Origin of the sequence: Butyricicoccus sp. Marseille-Q5471 (assembly GCF_951230135.1) — a bacterium.
Classification (GTDB): Bacteria; Bacillota; Clostridia; order Oscillospirales; family Butyricicoccaceae; genus Agathobaculum.
In genome coordinates, this window is sequence record NZ_CATNVC010000002.1 from 314286 (window position 1) to 336327 (window position 22042).

Annotated in this window: 28 protein-coding genes and 1 pseudogene; all 29 read left to right on the forward strand. The window is 56.0% G+C overall.

From position 1 onward, the window contains the following. Positions 1-25: 25 nt before the first annotated feature. The 29 genes and pseudogenes from QOX26_RS03995 to QOX26_RS04135 all read left to right on the forward strand — a co-directional run bounded on the left by QOX26_RS03995 (position 26) and on the right by QOX26_RS04135 (position 22035). Complete coding sequence (locus QOX26_RS03995) at positions 26-307, forward strand: VRR-NUC domain-containing protein (RefSeq protein ID WP_283673593.1); 282 nt, start codon at positions 26-28, stop codon at positions 305-307. Beyond that, positions 288-1652 carry a DEAD/DEAH box helicase gene (locus QOX26_RS04000; protein ID WP_283673594.1) on the forward strand — a complete coding sequence of 455 codons (1365 nt, stop codon included), beginning with the start codon at positions 288-290 and terminating at the stop codon, positions 1650-1652. The genes QOX26_RS03995 and QOX26_RS04000 overlap by 20 nt, the downstream gene beginning before the upstream one ends. A gap of 58 nt (positions 1653-1710) precedes the next feature. After that, the gene (locus QOX26_RS04005) at positions 1711-1908 is read left to right on the forward strand and encodes a hypothetical protein (protein ID WP_283673595.1); all 198 of its coding nucleotides are present in this window, start codon (positions 1711-1713) and stop codon (positions 1906-1908) included. Then, positions 1898-2332, forward strand: coding sequence for a hypothetical protein (locus QOX26_RS04010; protein WP_283673596.1), 435 nt, complete (start codon positions 1898-1900; stop codon positions 2330-2332). The genes QOX26_RS04005 and QOX26_RS04010 overlap by 11 nt, the downstream gene beginning before the upstream one ends. 109 nt (positions 2333-2441) lie before the next feature. After that, on the forward strand, positions 2442-2804 hold the full coding sequence (locus QOX26_RS04015; protein WP_283673597.1) for an HNH endonuclease: 363 nt from the start codon (positions 2442-2444) through the stop codon (positions 2802-2804). Positions 2805-2924: 120 nt separating this feature from the next. Beyond that, positions 2925-3476 carry a P27 family phage terminase small subunit gene (locus tag QOX26_RS04020; RefSeq protein WP_283673598.1) on the forward strand — a complete coding sequence of 184 codons (552 nt, stop codon included), beginning with the start codon at positions 2925-2927 and terminating at the stop codon, positions 3474-3476. Position 3477: 1 nt separating this feature from the next. Then, on the forward strand, positions 3478-4803 hold the full coding sequence (locus QOX26_RS04025) for a site-specific DNA-methyltransferase (protein WP_283673599.1): 1326 nt from the start codon (positions 3478-3480) through the stop codon (positions 4801-4803). A 2-nt stretch (positions 4804-4805) separates the two neighbouring features. Beyond that, positions 4806-6049: pseudogene (locus tag QOX26_RS04030) on the forward strand (site-specific DNA-methyltransferase). Positions 6050-6302: 253 nt separating this feature from the next. Further along, positions 6303-6587, forward strand: a complete 285-nt coding sequence (locus QOX26_RS04035; RefSeq protein ID WP_283673600.1) for a hypothetical protein — start codon at positions 6303-6305, stop codon at positions 6585-6587. Next, on the forward strand, positions 6578-7339 hold the full coding sequence (locus QOX26_RS04040; RefSeq protein WP_283673601.1) for a virulence protein: 762 nt from the start codon (positions 6578-6580) through the stop codon (positions 7337-7339). The genes QOX26_RS04035 and QOX26_RS04040 overlap by 10 nt, the downstream gene beginning before the upstream one ends. Continuing rightward, positions 7329-7565, forward strand: a complete 237-nt coding sequence (locus tag QOX26_RS04045; RefSeq protein WP_283673602.1) for a DUF4314 domain-containing protein — start codon at positions 7329-7331, stop codon at positions 7563-7565. The genes QOX26_RS04040 and QOX26_RS04045 overlap by 11 nt, the downstream gene beginning before the upstream one ends. After that, positions 7558-7734 carry a DUF5049 domain-containing protein gene (locus QOX26_RS04050; RefSeq protein WP_283673603.1) on the forward strand — a complete coding sequence of 59 codons (177 nt, stop codon included), beginning with the start codon at positions 7558-7560 and terminating at the stop codon, positions 7732-7734. Before QOX26_RS04045 ends, QOX26_RS04050 begins: the two co-directional genes overlap by 8 nt. 144 nt (positions 7735-7878) lie before the next feature. Beyond that, the gene (locus QOX26_RS04055; RefSeq protein ID WP_283673604.1) at positions 7879-8058 is read left to right on the forward strand and encodes a hypothetical protein; all 180 of its coding nucleotides are present in this window, start codon (positions 7879-7881) and stop codon (positions 8056-8058) included. A gap of 116 nt (positions 8059-8174) precedes the next feature. Further along, positions 8175-9776: a terminase large subunit gene (locus QOX26_RS04060; RefSeq protein ID WP_283673605.1), complete on the forward strand. Its 1602-nt coding sequence runs from the start codon at positions 8175-8177 to the stop codon at positions 9774-9776. 15 nt (positions 9777-9791) lie between these two features. Next, the gene (locus tag QOX26_RS04065; RefSeq protein WP_283673606.1) at positions 9792-11117 is read left to right on the forward strand and encodes a phage portal protein; all 1326 of its coding nucleotides are present in this window, start codon (positions 9792-9794) and stop codon (positions 11115-11117) included. Further along, entirely contained in the window at positions 11077-11838 is a 762-nt protein-coding gene (locus QOX26_RS04070; protein WP_283673607.1) for a head maturation protease, ClpP-related, read from the forward strand. Before QOX26_RS04065 ends, QOX26_RS04070 begins: the two co-directional genes overlap by 41 nt. A gap of 15 nt (positions 11839-11853) precedes the next feature. Beyond that, positions 11854-13035, forward strand: a complete 1182-nt coding sequence (locus QOX26_RS04075) for a phage major capsid protein (RefSeq protein ID WP_283673608.1) — start codon at positions 11854-11856, stop codon at positions 13033-13035. 27 nt (positions 13036-13062) lie between these two features. Next, positions 13063-13374: a head-tail connector protein gene (locus tag QOX26_RS04080; RefSeq protein WP_283673609.1), complete on the forward strand. Its 312-nt coding sequence runs from the start codon at positions 13063-13065 to the stop codon at positions 13372-13374. A gap of 26 nt (positions 13375-13400) precedes the next feature. Further along, positions 13401-13733, forward strand: a complete 333-nt coding sequence (locus tag QOX26_RS04085; protein WP_283673610.1) for a head-tail adaptor protein — start codon at positions 13401-13403, stop codon at positions 13731-13733. Positions 13734-13840: 107 nt separating this feature from the next. Beyond that, a complete protein-coding gene (locus QOX26_RS04090) occupies positions 13841-14275 on the forward strand; it encodes an HK97 gp10 family phage protein (protein WP_283673611.1) in 435 nt (144 codons plus the stop codon). Beyond that, complete coding sequence (locus QOX26_RS04095) at positions 14272-14610, forward strand: hypothetical protein (protein WP_283673612.1); 339 nt, start codon at positions 14272-14274, stop codon at positions 14608-14610. Before QOX26_RS04090 ends, QOX26_RS04095 begins: the two co-directional genes overlap by 4 nt. A 3-nt stretch (positions 14611-14613) precedes the next feature. After that, positions 14614-15213, forward strand: coding sequence for a major tail protein (locus QOX26_RS04100; RefSeq protein ID WP_283673613.1), 600 nt, complete (start codon positions 14614-14616; stop codon positions 15211-15213). Between the two features lie 13 nt (positions 15214-15226). Further along, positions 15227-15616 carry a hypothetical protein gene (locus QOX26_RS04105; protein WP_283673614.1) on the forward strand — a complete coding sequence of 130 codons (390 nt, stop codon included), beginning with the start codon at positions 15227-15229 and terminating at the stop codon, positions 15614-15616. After that, entirely contained in the window at positions 15613-15822 is a 210-nt protein-coding gene (locus tag QOX26_RS04110; RefSeq protein ID WP_283673715.1) for a hypothetical protein, read from the forward strand. Before QOX26_RS04105 ends, QOX26_RS04110 begins: the two co-directional genes overlap by 4 nt. A 378-nt stretch (positions 15823-16200) precedes the next feature. Continuing rightward, positions 16201-16902, forward strand: a complete 702-nt coding sequence (locus QOX26_RS04115) for an SAM-dependent methyltransferase (protein ID WP_283673615.1) — start codon at positions 16201-16203, stop codon at positions 16900-16902. Between the two features lie 176 nt (positions 16903-17078). After that, positions 17079-19505, forward strand: coding sequence for a phage tail protein (locus tag QOX26_RS04120; RefSeq protein ID WP_283673616.1), 2427 nt, complete (start codon positions 17079-17081; stop codon positions 19503-19505). Positions 19506-19517: 12 nt separating this feature from the next. Next, positions 19518-20369 carry a phage tail family protein gene (locus QOX26_RS04125; protein ID WP_283673618.1) on the forward strand — a complete coding sequence of 284 codons (852 nt, stop codon included), beginning with the start codon at positions 19518-19520 and terminating at the stop codon, positions 20367-20369. A 117-nt stretch (positions 20370-20486) separates the two neighbouring features. Beyond that, positions 20487-21527, forward strand: coding sequence for a siphovirus ReqiPepy6 Gp37-like family protein (locus QOX26_RS04130; protein WP_283673619.1), 1041 nt, complete (start codon positions 20487-20489; stop codon positions 21525-21527). Positions 21528-21531: 4 nt separating this feature from the next. Next, complete coding sequence (locus tag QOX26_RS04135; RefSeq protein WP_283673620.1) at positions 21532-22035, forward strand: hypothetical protein; 504 nt, start codon at positions 21532-21534, stop codon at positions 22033-22035. The last annotated feature ends 7 nt before the right edge of the window (positions 22036-22042 follow it).

A 22042-nucleotide genomic window follows, 5' to 3' on the forward strand; every position in this document is an offset into this window, starting at 1 on the left:
CCGCTTGTTCCAGAGGGAGTACAGCATGAGAGAAAAACAGATAGAGCAAAAGCTCGTGAGAGCCGTGAAAAACATGGGAGGCATCGCGCCGAAGCTCGTGTCTCCCGGTTTCGATGGTATGCCCGACCGCATCGTGCTTTTACCGGGCGGTCACATCGGCTTTGTGGAGGTAAAAGCTCCCGGAGAAAAACCGCGTCCGTTACAGCTTGCAAGACATGGGCTGCTTCGGCGAATCGGCTTCAAGGTGTATGTCCTTGATGATGAACAGCAGATTGGAGGGATTCTCGATGAAATACGAACCACATGAGTATCAGACCTATGCCACCCAGTACATCGAGAAGCACCCCATAGCTGCTGTTCTGCTTGACATGGGTCTTGGCAAAACTTCTATTACGCTGACGGCGCTGAACGACCTGCTATTTGACAGCTTTGAGGCGCACCGCATTTTGGTCATCGCACCGTTGCGAGTGGCACGGGACACATGGCCTGCTGAAGCGGATAAGTGGGATCACCTACAGAGCCTCATCTGCTCCATTGTGGTCGGCACCGAAGCGGAGCGACGTGCGGCGCTGCTGAAGCCCGCCGATATTTACATCATCAACCGCGAGAACGTCCAGTGGCTCATCGAGGACAGCAAGCTGCCATTCAACTTTGACACCGTTGTGGTTGACGAGCTGTCGTCCTTCAAGAATTATCAGGCAAAGCGCTTCCGGGCACTGATGAAGGTTCGTCCTACGGTCAAGCGCATCATCGGGCTGACCGGCACTCCCAGCAGCAACGGGCTGATGGATTTGTGGGCGGTGTTTCGACTGCTGGACATGGGCGCACGTCTCGGACGCTTTATCAGCCGTTACCGCCTTGAATACTTCCAGCCTGACAAGCGCAACGGGCAGGTCGTCTTTAGCTATAAGCCCCTGCCCGGCGCAGAGCAGCGGATTTATGACAAAATCTCCGATATCACCATTTCCATGCGCTCCACCGACCTTTTGCAAATGCCGGAGTTGGTCAGCAGCGAATATACCGTCCGGCTCTCCGACGAGGAGCGTAAACGGTACGACGGTTTGAAGCAAGACCTCGTCCTGCAGCTACCGGACGGAGAAATCACCGCCGCCAATGCCGCCGCGCTCACCGGCAAGCTCTGCCAGATGGCAAACGGCGCTATCTACACCGACGACGGCGGTACCGTGAATCTTCACGACCGGAAGCTGGATGCGCTGGAGGACATCATCGAAGCCGCCGGTGGCAAGCCACTGCTGGTGGCGTACTGGTTCAAGCACGATCTTGCCCGCATTACCGAGCGGTTGCAGAAGCTTCACATCCCGTTCTCCAAGCTGGACAGTTCTGAGAGCATCCGCAGATGGAATCACGGCGAGCTGCCCGTGGCACTCATTCATCCCGCCTCCGCCGGTCACGGGCTCAATCTCCAAAGCGGCGGTTCTGTCTTGGTGTGGTTTGGGATGACATGGTCGCTGGAATTGTATCAGCAGACCAACGCCCGACTCTGGCGGCAGGGGCAAAACGCCGAAACGGTAGTGGTGCAGCACATCGTTGCCAAAGGCACAATCGACGAGCGGATTCTGAAGGTGCTATCCAAGAAGGACAGCACACAAGCGGCGCTGATCGATGCGGTCAAGGCCGATTTGAAAATCTGAGACAATCTATGACAATCCGTGCCAATCCGAGAGAAATACAAAATATCGGAGGGTACAGATGATGAATCCATATGAAGAACTGGCAAACGCCATCGTGCTGCAGGCCGTTAAGGATTATCGGCTGCACGACGACGAGCAGGAGCTTGCCAGCATCGAGCGCTTCTTCCGTTCCGGCTGGTTTGGCACGCTGACCAGCATCAACCCGGAAATGCTGATTGCCAAGCTGAGAAAGGAGAAGGTGCGCTATGACTGCTAAAACCTATCTTTCTCAGGCGCGTTATCTGGATATGCGCATCAAGTCAAAGCTCCAGCAGATCGATTCACTGAACGAGCTGGCAACAACCTGTACGTCAGTGCTGACGGGCATGCCCCGCAATCCCAGCGCCTCTGTCTCCCGCATGGCGGACGCGGTCTGTAAGATTGTTGATCTGCAAGCCGACATCAACCACGACATTGACATGCTGGTCGACCTTAAAAAAGAAATCATGGGCGTCATCAAAGCGGTGGAGAATCCCGAGTACCAAACGCTTTTGGAGAAACGCTATCTCTGCTTTCTGTCTTGGGAGAAGATTGCGGTGGACATGGGCTACGACCTACGTTACATTCATAAGCTCCATACACGGGCGCTGGAGGACTGCAAAATCCCTGCCCTTTCCGAAGTGGACACAAAAAGACACTGAAAGACACCTGCCGCTTATGATAGTATTATAATCAGGAAAACAGAATCAAGAGAGCCTTGTGGGAGCAATCCCGCAGGGCTTTTCCTTTGCCCGCAAGGAGGCGGATCAAATGCCCTACAAACCAAAGCGTCCCTGCGCCTATCCCGGCTGCGGTCGGCTCGCCACAAGCGAGCAATACTGTGCCGAGCATCAAAAGCAGATGGACTATCACTACAATCATTTCCAGCGCGAGCCGGAGACAAATAAACGCTACGGCCGCGCGTGGAAGCGTATCCGCGACCGCTTCATCAAGGCGCACCCGCTCTGCGAGGCGTGCAAGAAGTCCGGTCGGCTGACACCAGCCGAGGAGGTTCATCACATTCTTCCGCTTAGTCAGGGCGGCACCAACGATGTGCATAACCTGATGGCGCTTTGCAAGGCGTGTCACTCGCGCATTACGCTGGAAGCAAACAAAAATAACCGCGAGGCGTGAGCCGGTGGGGGTATCAAAATCTCTAAAGCTGCTTCAAGCGGACAGCGGCGCGGGGCTTTCTGTTAAAAAACGCGGTTTCAAACGGGGTAATAGGCATAGCCGCAAAGCGAGGTGATGTTTTTGGCGAAGGACGGAACCAACAGAGGCGGCGCTCGTGTCGGCGCGGGCGCAAAAAAGAAGCCGTTAGCCGACAAAATCGCTGCCGGCAATCCCGGCGGCAGAACACTGACGGTCATGGAGTTTTCCGGCGCTGCAGATCTTCAGGGTCAGACAATGCCGGAGCCGAACAAAATGCTCGAAGCTGTCCAAAAGGACGGCAAGACGCTGGTCGCCGGTGAGATTTACAAAAACACATGGACGTGGCTGAACGAGCGCGGCTGCGCGGCGCTGGTTTCTCCGCAGCTTCTGGAACGCTACGCCATGAGCGTCGCCCGCTGGATCCAGTGTGAGGAAGCGGTCACCACCTACGGCTTTTTGGCAAAGCACCCGACTACGGGCAACGCGATTCAAAGCCCGTATGTGGCGATGGGTCAGAATTACATGAATCAGACCAACCGGCTGTGGTACGAGATTTTTCAAATCGTCAAGGAGAACTGCACCGGCGAGTACAGCGGCGCAAACCCGCAGGATGACGTAATGGAGCGCTTGCTCAATGCAAGGAGGGGCAAATGACGTGGATATACGAAGCCTAAAGCTGTCGGAGCTGAATCCGGCAAAATACAATCCGCGCAAGGAGCTGTGTCCCGGCGATGCGGAATTTGAAAAGCTCAAGCGTTCCATCGAGAGCTTCGGCTATGTGGAGCTGATCGTCGTCAACGAGGCGACGGGCTTCACGGTCATTTCCGGTCACCAGCGGCTCTCCGTTTTGAAAGCACTCGGCTATGAGAGCGCGGAGTGCGTGGTGGTGAGCTTGGATGCCACCCGCGAAAAGGCGCTCAACATCGCCATGAATAAAATTTCCGGCGAGTGGGATACGAAAAAGCTCGAAAACCTGCTCTCGGATTTGAAAGCGGAGGACTTCGACGTCACGCTGACCGGTTTCGACACCAGTGAGATCGGGCTCATGCTCGGTGTTGATGATGAAATCGTGCAGGATATTGTGCCGGAGGTCAATACAGATGAGCCAACGGTATGCCAGCCCGGCGACATTTGGCAGCTCGGCCGGCATCGGCTGCTCTGCGGCAGCAGCACAGATAAAAGCGATGTTGCCAGACTGATGGACGGGCAGAAAAGTAAGCTGCTCTTTACCTCGCCGCCCTACAGCGATATGCGAACCTACAACGGGGACAAGGAATTGAGCGTGAACCGCATCGCACAATTCTTGCCTTGCTATGAACCGTTTGCCGCACTGCAAGCGGTCAATCTCGGAATCCAGCGTAAGGGCGGCGAGGTCTATCCCTATTGGAACGCCTACATCGACACGGCGAAGCAAGCCGGACTGAAGCTGCTGGCGTGGAACGTGTGGGATAAGCTCACCTGCGGCAGCGTCGGGCAGCAGAGCGCGATGATACCCATCCGGCATGAATGGATATTCTGCTTTGGCAAAGAGCCGGTGGCGGTGAATCCGACATGGCGCAAGAAGGAAGCCAGCATTTACTCCGGCGGACGCTACAACAAAATCCGTCAGGCGGACGGCTCCTTTCGGATTGCGCGGCGCGGCAATGAAACCTGCGCATTCAAGAAGATGGAAAGCTTGCTGGAGCTGCCGGAGCAGACCAGTCTTGAGTCGGTCACGAAGCAGCTCAGTGAAAAAGGCAAGATTCGCGCCGAGCACCCCGCCACCTTCCCCGTGGTGCTCCCATCGGAATACATTGTTGCTTTTACCGATGAAAATGACGTTGTGGTCGAACCCTTTGGAGGCGCGGGCACGACGCTCATCGCCTGCGAACAGCTTGACCGCACCTGCTACATTATGGAGCTCGACGCGCACTACTGCGATGTCATTATCAAGCGCTGGGAAAATTTCACCGGCGAAACTGCCGTGAAGCAGGAGAAATGATTATGGATATACGAAAAATACCCATGGAGCAGCTCGTTCCCGCCGACTACAATCCCCGTAAGGATTTGAAACCCGGCGATCCCGAATATGACAAGCTGAAGCGCTCCATCGAGCAGTTCGGTTATGTTGAGCCGCTCATCTGGAACAAGGCCACCGGACGCGTCGTTGGCGGTCACCAGCGTCTAAAAGTGCTCATCGATATGGGCATTCCAGAAGTAGACTGTGTGGTGGTTGAGCTGCCGGGGGAAAAGGAAAAAGCACTCAACATCGCGCTCAACAAGATTTCCGGCGAGTGGGACAAGGACAAGCTGGCGCTGCTCATTGCGGATTTGCAGGGGGCTGATTTTGATGTTTCTCTCACCGGCTTTGACCCCGCAGAGCTGGACGATCTGTTCAAGGATAAGGTCAGGGACAAAATCCACGATGATGATTTCGATGTGGAAGCAGCGCTCAAGGAGCCGCTTATCACCAAGCTCGGCGATGTCTGGACACTGGGACAGCACCGGCTGGTCTGCGGCGACAGCACCCAATCGGACACGTTCGAGCTGCTGATGGCCGGTGCGAAAGCAAATCTTGTCGTTACCGACCCACCCTACAACGTCAACTACGAGAGCAGCGCCGGAAAAATCAAGAATGACAATATGGCAAACGACGCATTTTACAATTTCCTGCTGGCGGCGTTTCAGAACATCGAGGCGGTCATGGCGGACGATGCCAGTATCTATATTTTTCATTCCGACACCGAGGGGCTGAATTTCAGGAGAGCCTTTGCGGATGCCGGTTTCTTTTTGTCCGGCTGCTGCATCTGGAAAAAGCAGTCGCTGGTGCTGGGGCGCTCGCCCTATCAGTGGCAGCACGAGCCGGTGCTGTTCGGCTGGAAGAAAAAAGGCAAGCACCGGTGGTACACCGGTCGCAAGGAAACGACCATCTGGGAGTTCGACAACCCAAGAAGAATGGTGACCACCCGACCATGAAGCCAATCCCGCTGCTGGCGTACCCGATTATGAATTCCAGCATGAGCAATACGCTGGTGCTTGACCCCTTCGGCGGCTCCGGCAGTACCCTCATCGCCTGTGAGCAGACGGACCGCAGTTGTTACACCATAGAGCTTGATGAAAAGTTCTGCGACGTGATTGTGAAACGCTACATCGAGCAGGTCGGCTCGGCGGATAAGGTTTCCGTACAGCGCGACGGGCTGGCGTATGCCTATGCGGAGGTGTCTGCCCGTGAGAATAGCAATTCTTGATGTTGAGGTGCAAGCGACACCGCTCTCCAAAGCTCGTCTGCACGAACTATGCGCTGGCGCATTATTTGAAGCTGCAGGAATACGACTCCGAGTATTTCTCGCCAAGGCATAATACCCACACACACTTCCCGCCGAGACAGATTTCGCCGGTTTGTGCTTATCGGAGAATGTCGTTTTTCTCTCACATAAGCCTTGCTATTTCAGGCGTTTAGAGTGATATATGTACCTACCAAATTGAAAGGTGGTACAGAAAATGCACGACAACGACTTGAAAAAAGCGCTCGACGACTTCCTCCAGCAGCGCATTGACGACTGCGGAGCCCGCGACAACGAGGGCTTGCAGGAAGTTTATCAGCAGTTTGAACGCTGCACCGAAAAACTGAAAGGCTCGCTGACCCCGGAGCAGCGTCAGGCGTACCTCGAATGGGAAAACGCCTACTCTCTGGTGGATGGCGAGACGATGAACTGCTACTACCGTGCCGGGTTTTCCGACGCGGTATTGTTTTTCATGGGATGGAGGGACGGAGAATGGAAATGAGGTACAACGTCACAGGCAGCGACCGCAAACGGCTGGTCACGGCAATCGCGGAATTTATGGCATGCGCGGCAACGTACAAGGGCGCTCCGACCTTTGCCTATGAGGTGGACTGCTTTACCATCGACAAAATTGGCACCGTCAGCTTCGACGACCGCAATCCGCAACGCGCGGGGAGCGCCGACAGCGAGAAAATTGAAAAGCTCATCGAGCATCTGCGTGAACTGGGCTTTAAAGCGGAAACCGAGGAGTCTGCCGATTCCCTTGTTCTTTCCTACCCGCGGAGGGACATCACTGACGCGGCGCTTGAAAACCTGCATCTGCTGGTGGCAAGCAAGGAAACGCTCATCAAAAAAGCGCTGGCGGTCGACGCCCTGCCGATTGAGGTTGACGATGAGAAGGTCAGCTTCCCGTGGTTTGAGGGCTTTCCGACACCGGAGGAAATCAGCGCCTACGCACACTTCACGGGCAAGCTCATCGGCATGGCGAAAACGCAGAAGCGTGTAATCGCCAAGGAAAAGAAAACCGAGAACGACAAGTACGCATTCCGCTGCTTTCTGCTCCGGCTCGGCTTCATCGGTGACGAGTACAAAGCGGCTCGGAAAATCCTGCTGAAGAATCTCACCGGCAGCGGCGCGTTCAAAAGCGGCAACTCCAAGGTGCAGGAGCTGGTCAAACGCATCAATGCAGACGCTGACCTCTACGACGATGTGATGAGCCTGCAGGAGAAGGAGGAAACGGAGAATGATCAATAATTTTCCGTCAAGAGAAATTGTGGAGCGTATCCGCAAGCAGTATCCGGTCGGCAGCCGTGTGGAGCTTGTCAAAATGGACGACCCGCAAGCACCGCCGTCCGGCACAAAGGGCACCGTGCGCGGCGTGGATGACATTGGCAGCGTGATGGTTGCATGGGACAACGGGAGCGGTCTTTCAGTCGCCTATGGTGCGGACGTCTGCAGGGTGGTGAGCGACGATGAGTGAAACAGTCAAGAAGCAAATTCTTGCTATCCGTGACACCGGACGCACGAATATGTTCGATACCCACGCTGTGCAGCGCATTGCGTATGACCTGGAGTTCTATGAACTGGTGATCTATCTGGAAGAACACCGCCGCGAATACGCGCACTTCATCCTCACCGGAGAGGAATAACGGTTGTAAAATACACAATTGCAAGGGCATATACAAGCCGAAAAATCGTGTAGTATATGCCCGAAATAAACCTTGCTATTCTGTGCTTTTAGAGCGAATATGTACCTGCCGCAAGGAAGCACAAACTTACAGGAGGACACGACCATGACGGAGAAGCAGCTTAAACAGGCCAAGAGCCAACTGCCGCAGGGCGAGAAATTTGACAGAGCCTACCGCGCCTTTGAAGGCGGCATCCGCTTGATATCCAAGAAAACTGACGGAACGGAAACCCGCTACAAGGTCATTTTCGACGCCGACGATAACGTCCGCATCGAAAAATTCTAAACCACCGAAAAAACACAGCCGAGGTCAGCCCTTCATGGGGCTGTATCTCGTATGGACAAATTTTGAAGGACTGCCGATGGCGGTCTATTTTTATGTCCGGAAGGAGGCGGCAGCTATTGCGAAAGCTGAAAAAATACAAGCAAACTCGTTTTAAGGCGCAGGATTCGACCTACGACAAGGCGGCCGCCGATTACGCCGTGGCATTTATCGAAGCACTCTGCCACACCAAAGGCACATGGGCGGGCAAGCCCTTCGAGCTGATTGACTGGCAGGAGCAGATTGTACGGGATATTTTCGGCACGCTCAAGCCCAACGGCTACCGGCAGTTCAACACCGCTTATGTGGAAATCCCCAAAAAGATGGGCAAGTCCGAGCTTGCGGCGGCAATCGCGCTGTTGCTCACCTGCGGCGACGGTGAGGAACGCGCCGAGGTGTACGGCTGTGCCGCTGACCGCAATCAGGCCTCCATTGTTTTCAACGTCGCTGCGGATATGGTGCGGATGTGTCCGGCGCTCTCCAAGCGGGTGAAAATACTGGACGCCACCAAGCGGCTCATCTATCAGCCCACCGGCAGCATCTATCAGGTGCTATCCGCAGATGTCGGCAACAAGCACGGGTTTAATACTCACGGCGTGGTGTTCGACGAGCTGCACACCCAGCCAAACAGAAAGCTCTATGACGTGATGACCAAGGGCAGCGGCGATGCAAGAATGCAGCCGCTGTATTTTCTCATCACCACCGCCGGCGATAACCAGAACAGCATTTGCTGGGAGGTGCATCAGAAAGCACTCGACATCATCGACGGCAGAAAGCACGACCCGACCTTCTATCCCGTTATTTACGGCGCGGCACAGGAGGATGATTGGACGGATCCGAAGGTGTGGCGAAAAGCAAATCCGTCGCTCGGCATTACCGTCGGCATGGATAAAGTCAAGGCGGCATTTGAGTCGGCAAGGCAGAACCCCGCCGAGGAGAACGCGTTCCGCCAGCTGCGCCTGAATCAGTGGGTAAAGCAGTCGGTACGCTGGATGCCGATGGATAAATGGGACGCCTGCGCGTTTCCGGTAAACGAAAAAGCGCTTGAAGGCCGTGTCTGCTACGGCGGGCTTGATCTTTCGTCCAGCACCGACATTACGGCGTTCGTGTTAGTTTTCCCACCGCTTGATGAAGATGATAAATACTGCGTGCTTCCGTATTTCTGGATACCGGAGGACAATATCGGCCTGCGCGTGAGGCGCGACCATGTGAATTATGACCTCTGGCAGCGGCAGGGCTTTCTGCAAACCACCGAGGGCAATGTTGTCCATTACGGCTACATTGAGAAATTCATCGAGCAGCTGGGCGAGCGCTACAATATCCGTGAAATTGCCTTCGACCGCTGGGGCGCAGTTCAGATGGTGCAGAATCTTGAGGGCATGGGCTTTACGGTTGTTCCGTTCGGACAGGGCTTCAAGGATATGTCCCCGCCGACAAAAGAGCTGATGAAGCTGACGTTGGAAGTAAAAATCGCCCACGGCGGGCATCCGATCCTGCGGTGGATGATGGACAACATCTTCATTCGCACCGACCCCGCCGGAAACATTAAGGCGGATAAGGAAAAGTCAACCGAAAAGATTGACGGCGCGATCGCCACCATTATGGCGCTGGATCGGGCAATTCGGTGCGGCAACGACACGGGCGAGAGCGTTTACGACAAGCGCGGCTTGCTCATTTGGTAAGGAGGCACACAGCCTATGGGCATACTACAAAGCATTTTTAAAGCCCGCGACAAGCCGCACAACCCTTCCGCTAAAAATCTCGGCGGCAGCAGCTTTTTGTGGGGCGGCACGACATCGGGCAAGGTCGTCAATGAAAGAACCGCGATGCAGATGACGGCGGTTTACTCCTGCGTTCGTATATTATCCGAAGCAATCGCGGGCCTGCCGCTGTTTGTTTACAAATACGGAACGGACGGTAGCAAGGAGAAATATCTCGATCATCCGCTGTGGCGGGTCCTGCATGACGAGCCGAATCCCGAAATGACATCATTTGTCTTTCGGGAAACTATGATGAATCACCTGCTTTTGACGGGGAACGCCTACGCGCAGATTATCCGAAACGCGCGCGGCGAGGTCGTGGCACTCTACCCGCTTATGCCGGACAGAGTCACGGTGGACAGAGATTCGCAGGGGCGGCTGTACTACCGTTACTATAAAAGCAGCGATGACGCACCGGAGGTCGGAAAGGCAAAGCAAGCAGATATTGTATTTGCGCCAACAGATATTCTCCATGTGCTGGGGCTTGGGTACGACGGGCTGGTGGGCTATTCACCGATTGCGATGGCGAAAAACGCCGTGGGCTTGGCAATGGCGGCGGAGGAATACGGCGCGAAATTCTTCGCCAACGGCGCGGCACCCTCCGGTGTATTGGAACATCCCGGCACCATCAAAGACCCGGAGCGCATCCGGCAAAGCTGGCAGTCCACCTTCGGCGGCAGTTCCAACAGCAACAAAATCGCCGTGCTGGAAGAGGGGCTCAAGTATACGCCCATCGCCATTTCTCCCGAACAAGCGCAGTTTTTGGAAACGCGAAAATTCCAAATCAATGAAATCGCTCGAATTTTCAGGGTGCCGCCGCATATGCTGGCAGACCTTGAAAAGTCGAGCTTTTCCAATATTGAGCAGCAGTCGCTGGAGTTTGTGAAATACACGCTCGACCCGTGGGTCATTCGCTGGGAGCAGGCAATGAACAAGTCGCTTCTCCTCGACAGCGAAAAGCGCACGGTGTTTACAAAATTCAATGTGGACGGTCTGCTTCGCGGCGACTACGCCAGCCGCATGACAGGCTACGCGACCGCAAGGCAAAACGGCTGGATGAGCGCCAACGACATCCGGGAGCTTGAAAACCTCGACCGCATCCCTGCCGAACTCGGCGGCGATTTGTATCTCATCAACGGCGCGATGACCAAGCTTGAAGACGCGGGTGCATTTGCAAATACGGCTGCAACGCCTACTACAACAGAAACGGAGGAACCCTCAGATGGACAAAACCAAACGAAGTCCCGTGCGGGCGCGCGATAAAACGCATTTCTGGGACTGGGAAAACGATGATGAATTGGGCGTCCGCACCCTTTACCTCGATGGCACCATTGCGGATGAAAGCTGGTGGGGCGATGAAATCACACCGCGCATGTTTAAGGATGATCTGATGGCCGGCGACAGCGACATCGTGGTGTGGATTAACTCGCCCGGCGGCGACTGCGTGGCGGCTTCACAAATCTACTCGATGCTCATGGATTATCCGCACGCGGTCACGGTCAAAATCGACGGCATCGCAGCTTCGGCGGCAAGTGTCATCGCGATGGCGGGAACGCAAGTTCTCATGGCGCCCACAGCGCTCATGATGATACACAATCCGCTGACCGTTGCCATCGGCGACACCGAGGAAATGCAGAAGGCCATCGATATGCTCTCCGAGGTCAAGGAAAGCATCATCAACGCCTACGAAATCAAGACCGGACAGTCACGGGCAAAAATTTCCCATCTCATGGACGGCGAGACCTATATGAACGCCAACAAAGCCGTGGAGCTGGGCTTTGCGGACGGCATTCTCGAGGACGCGAAACGCGGCCACACCGAGGATGTCGTTTTTGCTTTTTCTCGCAGGGCGGTTACCAATTCGCTCGTGAACAAACTCATCCCGAAATCCGCTCCGAAAGCGGAAAAGAAGCCGGAGAACGTCCCTACGGGCGTTCCCATCACCGAGGCCATGCAGAAGCTGCAGGCTCGTAAATACATTTAACGGAGGTTTTTGATTATGAAAAAGGTACTTGAACTGCGTGAAAAGCGTGCAAAGGCATGGGATGCGGCAAAGGCGTTCCTCGATGCGCGCGCTAAGGATGGCGTGCTCTCTCCCGAAGACAATGCAACCTACGACAAGATGCTCGCGGATGTGGACGCAATGGCGCGGCAGATTGCCATTGAGGAGGACCGTGTCGCACGGGATGCGGAAATGAGCCGCCCCACCAGCGCACCGCTGACCGAAAAGCCCGGCGCACAAGGCGCAAAACCCGCTTCTCCCCGTGCAACCTCCGAATACCGCGCGGATTTTCTCAACATTCTGCGCGGCAGAGCGCCCGTCAACAACGTGTTGAGCACGTCCCCCGACACAGACGGCGGTTACCTCGTGCCGACAGAATTTGAAACCCAGATTGTGACCGGTCTGGAGGAGGCAAACATCATCCGCTCCCTTGCAAAAACCATTAACACGTCGGCGGAGCGTAAAATTCCCATTGCCGCCACCCATTCCACCGCGCAGTGGACGGCGGAAAACGCCGCCTACACCGAAAGCGACCCCACATTCGCGCAGAAAACCATCGACGCGTTCAAGCTCACCGACCTTGTCAAGGTTTCCGTGGAGCTGCTTCAGGACAGCATGTTCGATTTGGAGAGCTACATCGCGCGGGAGTTTGCCAGAGCCTTCGGCATTGCCGAAGAGGAAGCCTTCTGCGTCGGCACCGGAACCGGTCAGCCCACGGGCATTTTCACCGCAAGCGGCGGCACGGTGGGCGTGACGGCAAGCTCCCCGACAGCCATCACGGTGGACAATCTCATCGACCTGATTTACGCGCTTAAAAGCCCCTACCGGAGAAACGCGGTCTTTCTCATGAAGGACATCACCGTATCCGCCCTGCGCAAGCTGAAGGACTCCAACGGCGCGTACCTCTGGCAGCCCTCCGTGCAGGCAGGTCAGCCGGACAGACTGCTGGGCTATCCGCTCTACACCAGCCCATATGTGCCGGCGGCGGAGGCGGGCGCTCTGCCCATTGCGTTTGGTGATTTCACGAACTACTGGATTGCCGACCGCATGGGGCGCACCGTGCAGCGTCTGAACGAACTCTACGCCGGAAACGGGCAGGTGGGCTTCATCGCCGCCGAGCGCGTGGACGGCAAGGTCATTCTTGCCGAGGGCATCCAGCTTCTGCAAATGGGTTCGTAAGCATTAAAACGAAAGGAGGCGGCGGGAATGGACACCCTGCTTGAAAAAGTCAAAGCCAATCTGATTCTTTCGCATACGGAAGACGACGAGCTTCTGCAGCTGTACATCACCGCCGCCGTCCGTTATGCCGAAAGCTATCAGCACATTTCGACGGGCTATTACACAGAAAATACGATGCCGGCAACTACCGAGCAGGCGGTCATCATGCTGGCAAGCCATTTTTATGAATCAAGGGACGGTTCCACGGGCGGTTTCTTTGCCGATTCCGTGCAGGCGGGCCGGCAGGTCTGGGAAACGGTCAATCTGCTGCTGCGGCTTGACCGGGATTGGAAAATTTAAAACATCGCGGATAAGGAGGGCTTGTATTGTCTTTTGGAAAAATGAACAGCTTCATCGACATCATCTCCAACGCACCGGTCAAGGATGCGGACGGCTTTGTTACCAACGGCGACACGGTTCTTGCTTCCGTTCGCGCCTACAAAGAGGAGCGCAACGGCTCGGAGCGCTGGGCGAACATGGCGGTGTTTTCCGAAGCGTCCGTGCTGTTCCGCTTCCGCAAAATTCCCGGCGTCGAGGTCAGCCCGTCTCTCTTCATCGTCTGTGAAGAAAAGTGCTATCGGATTACCAGCGCGGAGGATGTGCGCGAACGCGGGATGTATGTCGAATGCCTGTGCGAGCTGGTGGAAGGGAGCGAATAAGGGGGACCCTGCAAAGTCGCAGACTTTGTGGGGAGAGGACGAAAAACGGATTGGAGCGGATATCCGACGACAGGCGGATGTAGCGGAAAGGAGTTTGTGAGGACGAGATGGCACGAATGGAAATGAAAATGCCGGAGGACTTTCTTTTGAAGGTTTCCCGGCTGAATGAAAAGACGGACGAAATTCTGCCCCGTGTGCTGGAATCCGGCGGGCAGGTGGTGCTGGAGCGGGTAATATCCAACCTCTCCGCTGTCGTCGGGAAAGGCACGAAAGAACCGAGCCGCTCCACCGGCGAACTTGTCGGCGCGCTGGGGCTTTCGCCCGCCAAACCCAAGAGGGACGGCTCCGGCTGGGACATCAAGGTCGGCTTTGCCGAACCGCGTTCCGATGGGAATTCCAATGCGAAAATCGCCAATATTCTCGAATACGGCAAACACGGACAGCCGCCCAAGCCCTTTCTCAAACCGGCGAAAACCCAGAGCCGCAAGGCCTGCATCGAGGCGGTGAAGGCAAAGCTGGACGAGGAGGTGCGGAAAATATGAGCGTGCTTTCGGAACTGAATACGCTTCTGACACCCATTCTTCCGGTGGAGACGGGCGTTTTTTCCGGCGTTCCGCCCGACGAATATCTGGTGCTGACGCCGCTGACGGACGATTTCGCCCTGTTCGGCGACAACGCGCCGCTGATGGATGTGTCTGAAGTGCGCATTTCGCTCTTTTCCAAGGGCAACTACCTGCAGCGCAAACGGCAGATTACGCAGGTGCTTTTGAACGCAGGCTTCACCGTCATCGGACGCACCTATGTCGGGCATGAGGACGATACCGGCTACCACCACTACGCCATTGATGTGGCGCAGTCTTATGAAACGGAGGAATAATTTATGGCGACTATTGGGCTGGATAAGCTCTATTACGCTAAAATCACCGAAGCCGAGGATGGAGAGGAAACCTATGATACGCCCGTCATCCTCGCGAAGGCCATCTCGGCGGAACTGTCCGTGGAGCTTGCCGAAGCGACGCTTTACGCGGACGACGGCGCGTCGGAGGTGGTCAAGGACTTCAAGTCCGGCAAGCTGACGCTGGGCGTGGACGATATCGGCATCACCGCCGCGCAGGATCTCACGGGCGCGGCGGCGGACGACAACGGCGTGCTCATTTCCGCCGGGGAAAACATCGCCCCGCCGGTAGCCATCGGCTTCCGCGCTCTGCGGGCAAACGGCAAGTACCGGTACTTCTGGCTCTACCGCGTTATTTTCGGCATCCCTGCGACTAACCTGCAGACAAAAGGCGACTCCATCACCTTTTCCACGCCGAGCATCGAGGGCACGGTCATGCGCCGCAACAAGCCGGACACCAAGGGAACGCATCCGTGGAAGGCGGAGGTTTCCGAGGGTGCCGCGGGCGTTACGTCCGAAACCATCACCGACTGGTTCGGGCAGGTGTATGAACCCACCTATACCGAAGCACCGGCCGGCGAATAAGGAGGGCTGACGCATGGAAAACGAACGAACCGCCGTGATTACAATCGGCGGTAAGCAATATGAACTGATCCTCACCACCCGCGCCACCAAGGAAATCGCCAGACGCTACGGCGGGTTGGAGAACCTCGGCGAAAAGCTGATGAAGTCCGAGAATTTCGAGATGGCGCTGGATGAGATTGTCTGGCTTCTCACCCTGCTGGCAAATCAGTCCATTTTGATTTACAACCTCAAAAACAAGGACGCACCGCAGGAACTGCTCACCGAGGAGGACGTGGAACTGCTGACCTCGCCGCTGGATCTGGCGGCGTACAAAAACGCCATCACCGAGGCGATGTTCAAAGGAACGGCAAGGAACGTGGAAAGCGAAAGCGAAGACGGCGCAAAAAACACACAGGGCGCGTGAACAATCCCTGCGGGAGAAACACGGAAGAAGTGTTCACGCGCCTGCTCTACTACGGAACGGTGCAGATGGGCATGGGCGCGGAGGAATTCTGGCTGATGCCCCTCGGCCTGTTTCTGGATTTATGGGCCTGTCACAAGCAGTTTCTCGGCATGGAAAGGCCGAAGCGGGCCGTCACGATAGATGACATCATTCCTAACGATATTTGATATATCTTGATAATTGTGATATATTTCAATACCGTTAGGGACAGATAAACAAGAATTTTGTGATGAGGTTGAAATTTTGTGTGCTTTTAGGCGATAAAGTAATTCTTTACATTGACATAACGATTGTGTTATAATAAGTTCAACTAAAGAAAGAGTGGTGTGTTGATGTCGGTCATCCTGTAAGGATTTTGGTTAAACGCATGAAGTGAGCAGTATTCTGCTCTTATTTGTGTTGTAAAAAACTGCCTTACAGATTGAGCGAGCATCATTTTTTAATGGTGTAATTTGTAGCGCAGTAATATACTGTGCTTTTTTGTTTTCTTTCTATAAGGCAAAATTAGAAAGGAAAATACCATGTATTCATTTACAAACCAGTTTATGTCTAACGATAAAAATGCTGAGTTTCTGAAAGCCACTATGATGGGGCCAAACGCCATGCGGGTAGCAGAGGAATTGGCGTCACGCCTGAACATCAATGAGAATATGCGAATCCTTGACCTCGGCTGCGGGTGCGGCCTCTCCACGCTTTTGTTAGCGAAAAAATACGGCTCGTCCGTTTTCGCTGCTGACCTTTGGATTTCGCCCACTGAAAACTATGAGCGTTTTCGGTCTATCGGGATTGATGATAAGACTGTTCCGATTTCCGTAGACGCGACTCAAGGCTTGCCTTTCGCAAACGGATATTTTGACCTGTTGTTCACCGTGGACGCCTATCATTATTTCGGTGATACGGCGGAAATGCTCCCGTCTCTCATTCCTTTTGTGAAAAAAGGCGGCTGTATCGCCGTGGCTATTCCCGGCCTAAAATACGAATTCGGGAAAAATGTTCCCGATGTAATGAAGCCGTTCTGGAGTGCTGAGGTGGCAAGGACAATACGCTCCCTTACTTGGTGGAAAGATTTGTGGAGCGCAGCAGAGGGGATAGAAATCGTGGATATCCGCGAAATGGACTGCTGCAAACAGGCATGGGATGAATGGCTTACCAGTCCTAATCCCTATGCCATACAAGATAAAAAAATGATGGAGGCTGAAAATGGGCAGTATTTTAATCTTATTCAATTGATTGCTAAAGTCATTTGAATATACTTGCTGTTTTGCCGCACAACTTTGCCCTCAAAGGCGTGCCTAATAGCATAACACGATACTGGTAAACCTTCCAAATTTGTTTTTGTGACATAAAGTAAATAATAGACTAACTCAGGAGCAACCTTCGGGCTGCTCCTTTTTCATGCCCTTTTTGAGGAGGTGATCAGCAAATGGCGAATAATTTCGGACTGAAAATCGGTGTGGAGGGCGAAAAGGAATTCAAGAAGGCACTCTCGGACATCAATCAGTCTTTCAAGGTGCTCGGCTCTGAAATGACGCTGGTCACCAGCCAGTTTGACAAGCAGGACAAATCCGTGCAGGCGGCCGCCGCCCGCAACGAAGTCCTCAATAAGCAGATCGACGCCCAGAAGGCGAAAATCAAAACTCTGCGCGCCGCCCTGCAAAACGCCTCCGACTCCTTCGGCGAGAACGACCGCCGCGCCCAGAACTGGCAGATTCAGCTGAACAAGGCGCAGGCGGAGCTCAACGGCATGGAGCGCGAGCTTTCCCAGTCCACCGAGGGCGCGGACAATTTAGGAAACGAACTGAAGGAAAGCGGCGACGAGGCGGCAAAGTCCGGTTCCAAGTTTGAAAAGCTGGGCGGCGTTTTAAAGGGCGTCGGCGTGGCGATGGGCGCGGTCGTGGTCGCCGCCGGTGTCGCCGCCGTCAAGCTCGGCAAGGAAGTCGTCGCCGCTTATGCGGACTATGAGCAGCTGGTGGGCGGCGTGGACACGCTTTTCAAGGATTCCAGCGCGGCCGTCCAGAACTATGCCGCCAACGCCTTCCAAACCGCCGGCATGTCCGCCAACGAGTACATGGAGACGGTCACCAGCTTTTCAGCCAGCCTCATTCAGTCCCTCGGCGGCGACACCGCCAAGGCGGCAAAGGCGGCGGACACGGCGATTACCGATATGTCCGACAACGCCAATAAGATGGGCTCGGACATTTCCGCCATCCAAGACGCCTATCAGGGCTTTGCCAAACAGAACTACACGATGCTCGACAATTTAAAACTCGGCTACGGCGGCACGAAAACCGAGATGGAGCGCCTGCTCGCCGACGCCGAAAGGCTGTCCGGTCAGAAATACGACATCAGCAATCTGAATGATGTGTACGCGGCCATCCACGTCATTCAGACGGAAATGGGCATTACGGGCACTACCGCCAAGGAAGCGACGGAGACCATCGGCGGCTCCATCGCCGGGATGCAGTCGGCCATCGGCAACCTGACGGCGGGGCTGGGCGACGCGGACGCGGATATCCAGCTGCTGATCGGCAACGTGGTGGAGGCGTTTCAGAACGTGGTCAAGAACATCACGCCGGTGATTGAGAACATCGTCGCCGCCCTGCCTGCCGCCTTGGACGGGATTCTGCAGGCGGTCGGAGAACTGCTCCCCACGCTGCTGTCCACCGTGGTCAGCCTGTTCACGCAGGTGCTCGACACGCTTCTGACGCTTCTGCCCCAGCTGATTCCCGCGGCGGTGGACGCGGTCATGACCATCGTTTCCGCCCTCATCGACAGCCTGCCGCTCCTCATCGACGCGGCGGTGCAGCTGGTGACGGCATTGGTGGAAGGCATCGGCTCAGCCCTGCCGGAACTGATTCCCGCGGCGGTAAACGCCGTGACCACCATCGTGCAGGGGCTGATTGACAACCTTCCGATGCTGCTGGAAGCGGCGCTGCAGCTCATCCTCGGTCTGGCGCAGGGACTGCTCGACGCCATTCCGCAGCTGGTAGCAGCGCTTCCCGCCATCATCACCGCGCTGGTGAATTTTCTCATTGGCTCAATTCCGCAGATTATCGAGGCCGGCATTCAGCTTCTGACCTCTCTGGTGACCGCCCTGCCGCAGATTATCGAGGCGGTGACGGCGGCAATTCCCCAGATTGTGGACGGCCTTGTGAATGCGCTGATTCTTTCCATCCCCCTCATTGTGGAAGCGGGCGTGAAGCTGCTCATCGCGCTGATTCAGAATCTGCCGCTCATCATCACGACGGTGGTCTCCGCCATTCCGCAGATTGTCGCCGCCCTGTCGAGCGCCTTTGCCGGCAACACCGGAAAAATCATCACGGCGGGCGTCAGGCTGCTGGTTTCGCTGATCGCCAATCTTCCCTCCGTCATTGCGGCAATCGTCAGGGCGGTGCCGCAGATCGTGGCGGGCCTCGTCCGGGCGTTCACCGGCTACATCGGGCAGATGGCGCAGGTGGGCGGCAACCTCATCAAGGGCTTGTGGCAGGGCATTTCGGATGCGGGCGCGTGGCTGTGGAACAAAATCAGCGGCTTCTTCGGCGGCATCGTGGACCGCATCAAGGACTTTTTCGGCATCCATTCGCCCTCGACGCTGTTCGCCGGTCTTGGCCGGAACATGGGCGAAGGCATCGGCGTGGGGTTCGAGGACGCGATGGCTTCTGTCTCCCGTGAGATGCAGAACGCCATCCCCGCCAGCTTTTCCGTAAGCGCCGGCGCATCCGGGCGAACGGTTTCCGCAGGAACAAGCATCACCCAAAATATCTCGGTGGTCAGCCCCAAGGCGCTGTCCGAAAAGGAGCTTGCCCGGGAATTTAAGAACCTTTCGCGCAAGCTGGCGCTGGAGTACTAAAGGAGGGACGGCATGGAACTGACCTATACCAACGAATCGGGAGAAAAACTGACGCTGCGGCAGACAAAGCCGTTCTTTCTGACGAAGCTCGACGGCGCGGGAAGCGTCCGCCAGACCGTCAACACCTTTCAGGCGCCCCAGCAGGACGGCGCTTTTTTCATCTCCTCCGCGCTGGACATGCGCAACATCACGCTGGAAGGAACGATTGTGGCAGGAACACCGAACACAGCCTACGAGTACCGCAGGCAGTTTTTGAAGATATTCACGCCCAAACAGCAGGGCACGCTGACCTATCGGAACCGGCAGATTGCCTGCGTGGTGGAGGAAGCCGGGTTCACCGCCTCGGGCAGGGAGCGCGCGCCGGGCTTTTTCGTCAGCCTGCTGTGCCCTTCGCCCTTTTTTGAGGCGCTGTCTGAGGTCCGCGCGGAGCTGGCGCGCTGGACGCCGCTCTTTCATTTTGTGCTGGAAATTCCCGACGGCGGCGTGGAATTCGGTTCCCGCCAGCCCAGCCAGATCATCACGGTGGAAAATCCCGGGGACGTGTCCTGCGGGTGCCAGATCGTGTTCCGCGCGCTGGGAGAAGTAGAAAACCCCGAACTGATGGATGCCGCCACCGGCGAATTTGTCCGCCTGAACGCCGTCCTGACAGCCGGCGAGGAAATCCGCGTTTACACCCATTTTGCGGGCAAGCGGGTGGTGCGGGTGCAGAGCGGCGAAGAAATCAGCGTGTTCAGCCTGCTGGACACCGGCTCGACTTTCCTGCAGCTGTCTCCCGGAACAACCACTCTCCGCTACGACGCGGCGGCGGGCAAGGAACTGCTGGAGGTCAGCCTGTACTACCGCCCGCAGTATTTAGGGGTTTAGTGTGAAAATGCGCGCTGATGCGCCGCCTTTTCACACAACAAAAAGGACTTAAAAGCCAAAAATCAGGGCTTTTATGCGCTGGCGCGCACCGTCCTTTTTGAAAGAGGTGAACGATCAATGGAACTGTATGTCTTTGACGCGAACCGCCGGCCCGCCGGCGTGGTGGAGTCCTTTGAATATCTGCGCTGGACAAGGCGGTATTCCCAGTGCGGGAGCTTTGAACTCAAGGCCATCGCCACGGCGGAAAACCTTGCCCTGCTGACGCTGGGCAGTCTTTTATGGAAAAGCGGCGGAGAGGAAGCCGGCGTGATTGAGTATGCGGAAATCTCACAGGACGAAAAAGAACTCATCACCGTCAGCGGGCGGTTCGCCGTTTCCTACCTTGCCCGGCGCATTGTGTGGGACACGGAAATTCTAAACGGCACGCTTGCCGACTGTGTGAGGCAGCTGGTGAACAACCACCTCATCAGCCCGGGCAACACCGACCGGCAGATGGACTTCCTCGTCTACGATGGCGGCGGGCTGTCGGACCCGGTCAGCACGCAGATTTCCTACAAAAACCTCATGGACGCGGTAACCGGTTTATGCGAAGCGGCGGACGCCGGCATCAAGGCGGTGTTCAATCCGGCAGATGGAATCTTCACCGTCACGCTGTACAAGGGCGAGCAATCGCAGGCGGTGTTCTCATGGGAATATGAGAACCTCACTTCCCAGACCTTCACGAAAAGCGCCTCGGATTATGCCAACGTGGCGCTGATCGGCGGCGAGGGCGAAGGCGTGGAGCGTGTGTTTGCCGTGTACGGGGAGAGCGAAGGCGCCGAACGCCGGGAGGTGTTTGTGGACGCCAAAGCGCTGCGCTCCGAGGATTTTGGGGACGAATACACCGCCGCCCTGCTCTTTCAGGGGCAGAGCAAGTTAAGCGAGCTTGCGATGGCACAGTCCTTCGACGCGTCCGTCAATCCCCACGGCAATCTGACCTACGGTACGGATTTTGACCTTGGGCAGACCGTGAAGGTGGTGTCAAAGAAATGGGGCGTGACGCTTACCACCCGCATTACGGAGATTGAGGAAAGCTACGACGGCACCGGGCAGAGTCTGGACATCACGTTCGGCAAGGGTGTGCTCACGCTGGCTCAAAAATTAAAACAGGAAGGGTGATACGATGGAGAAAAGCGGATTTTTCAACAGCACAAGCGGCGACCGGATGTACGACGCCGCCGACTTCGCGGGGTATTTTTCAAAGCTGGTGTCCAACGGCATCTTTTATGCCAACGCCGACAATCTGCGCGTGACGCCGGGCGGCGGGCTGTCGGTGAATATTCTTGCCGGCAGCGCGTGGATCAACGGCTACGCCTATGAAAACACCGAAGAACGGAACCTGACGCTTGCGGCGGCGGACGGCGTGAATTCTCGCATCGACCGGGCGGTTATCCGCTGGGACGCGGTGGAACGCCAGATTTCCGCGGCGGTGCTGACGGGAACGGCGGCGGCTTCTCCCTCCGCTCCAACACTGACCCGGAGCGACAACATCTATGAGCTGGCGCTGGCCGATATCGCCGTCGCGGCGGGCGCGGTCAGCCTTGCCGCCGGGGACATCACCGACCGGCGGCTGGACACGGCCCTTTGCGGCACGGTCAATTCGCTGATTACGGCGGTCTATGAATGAAGGCGGG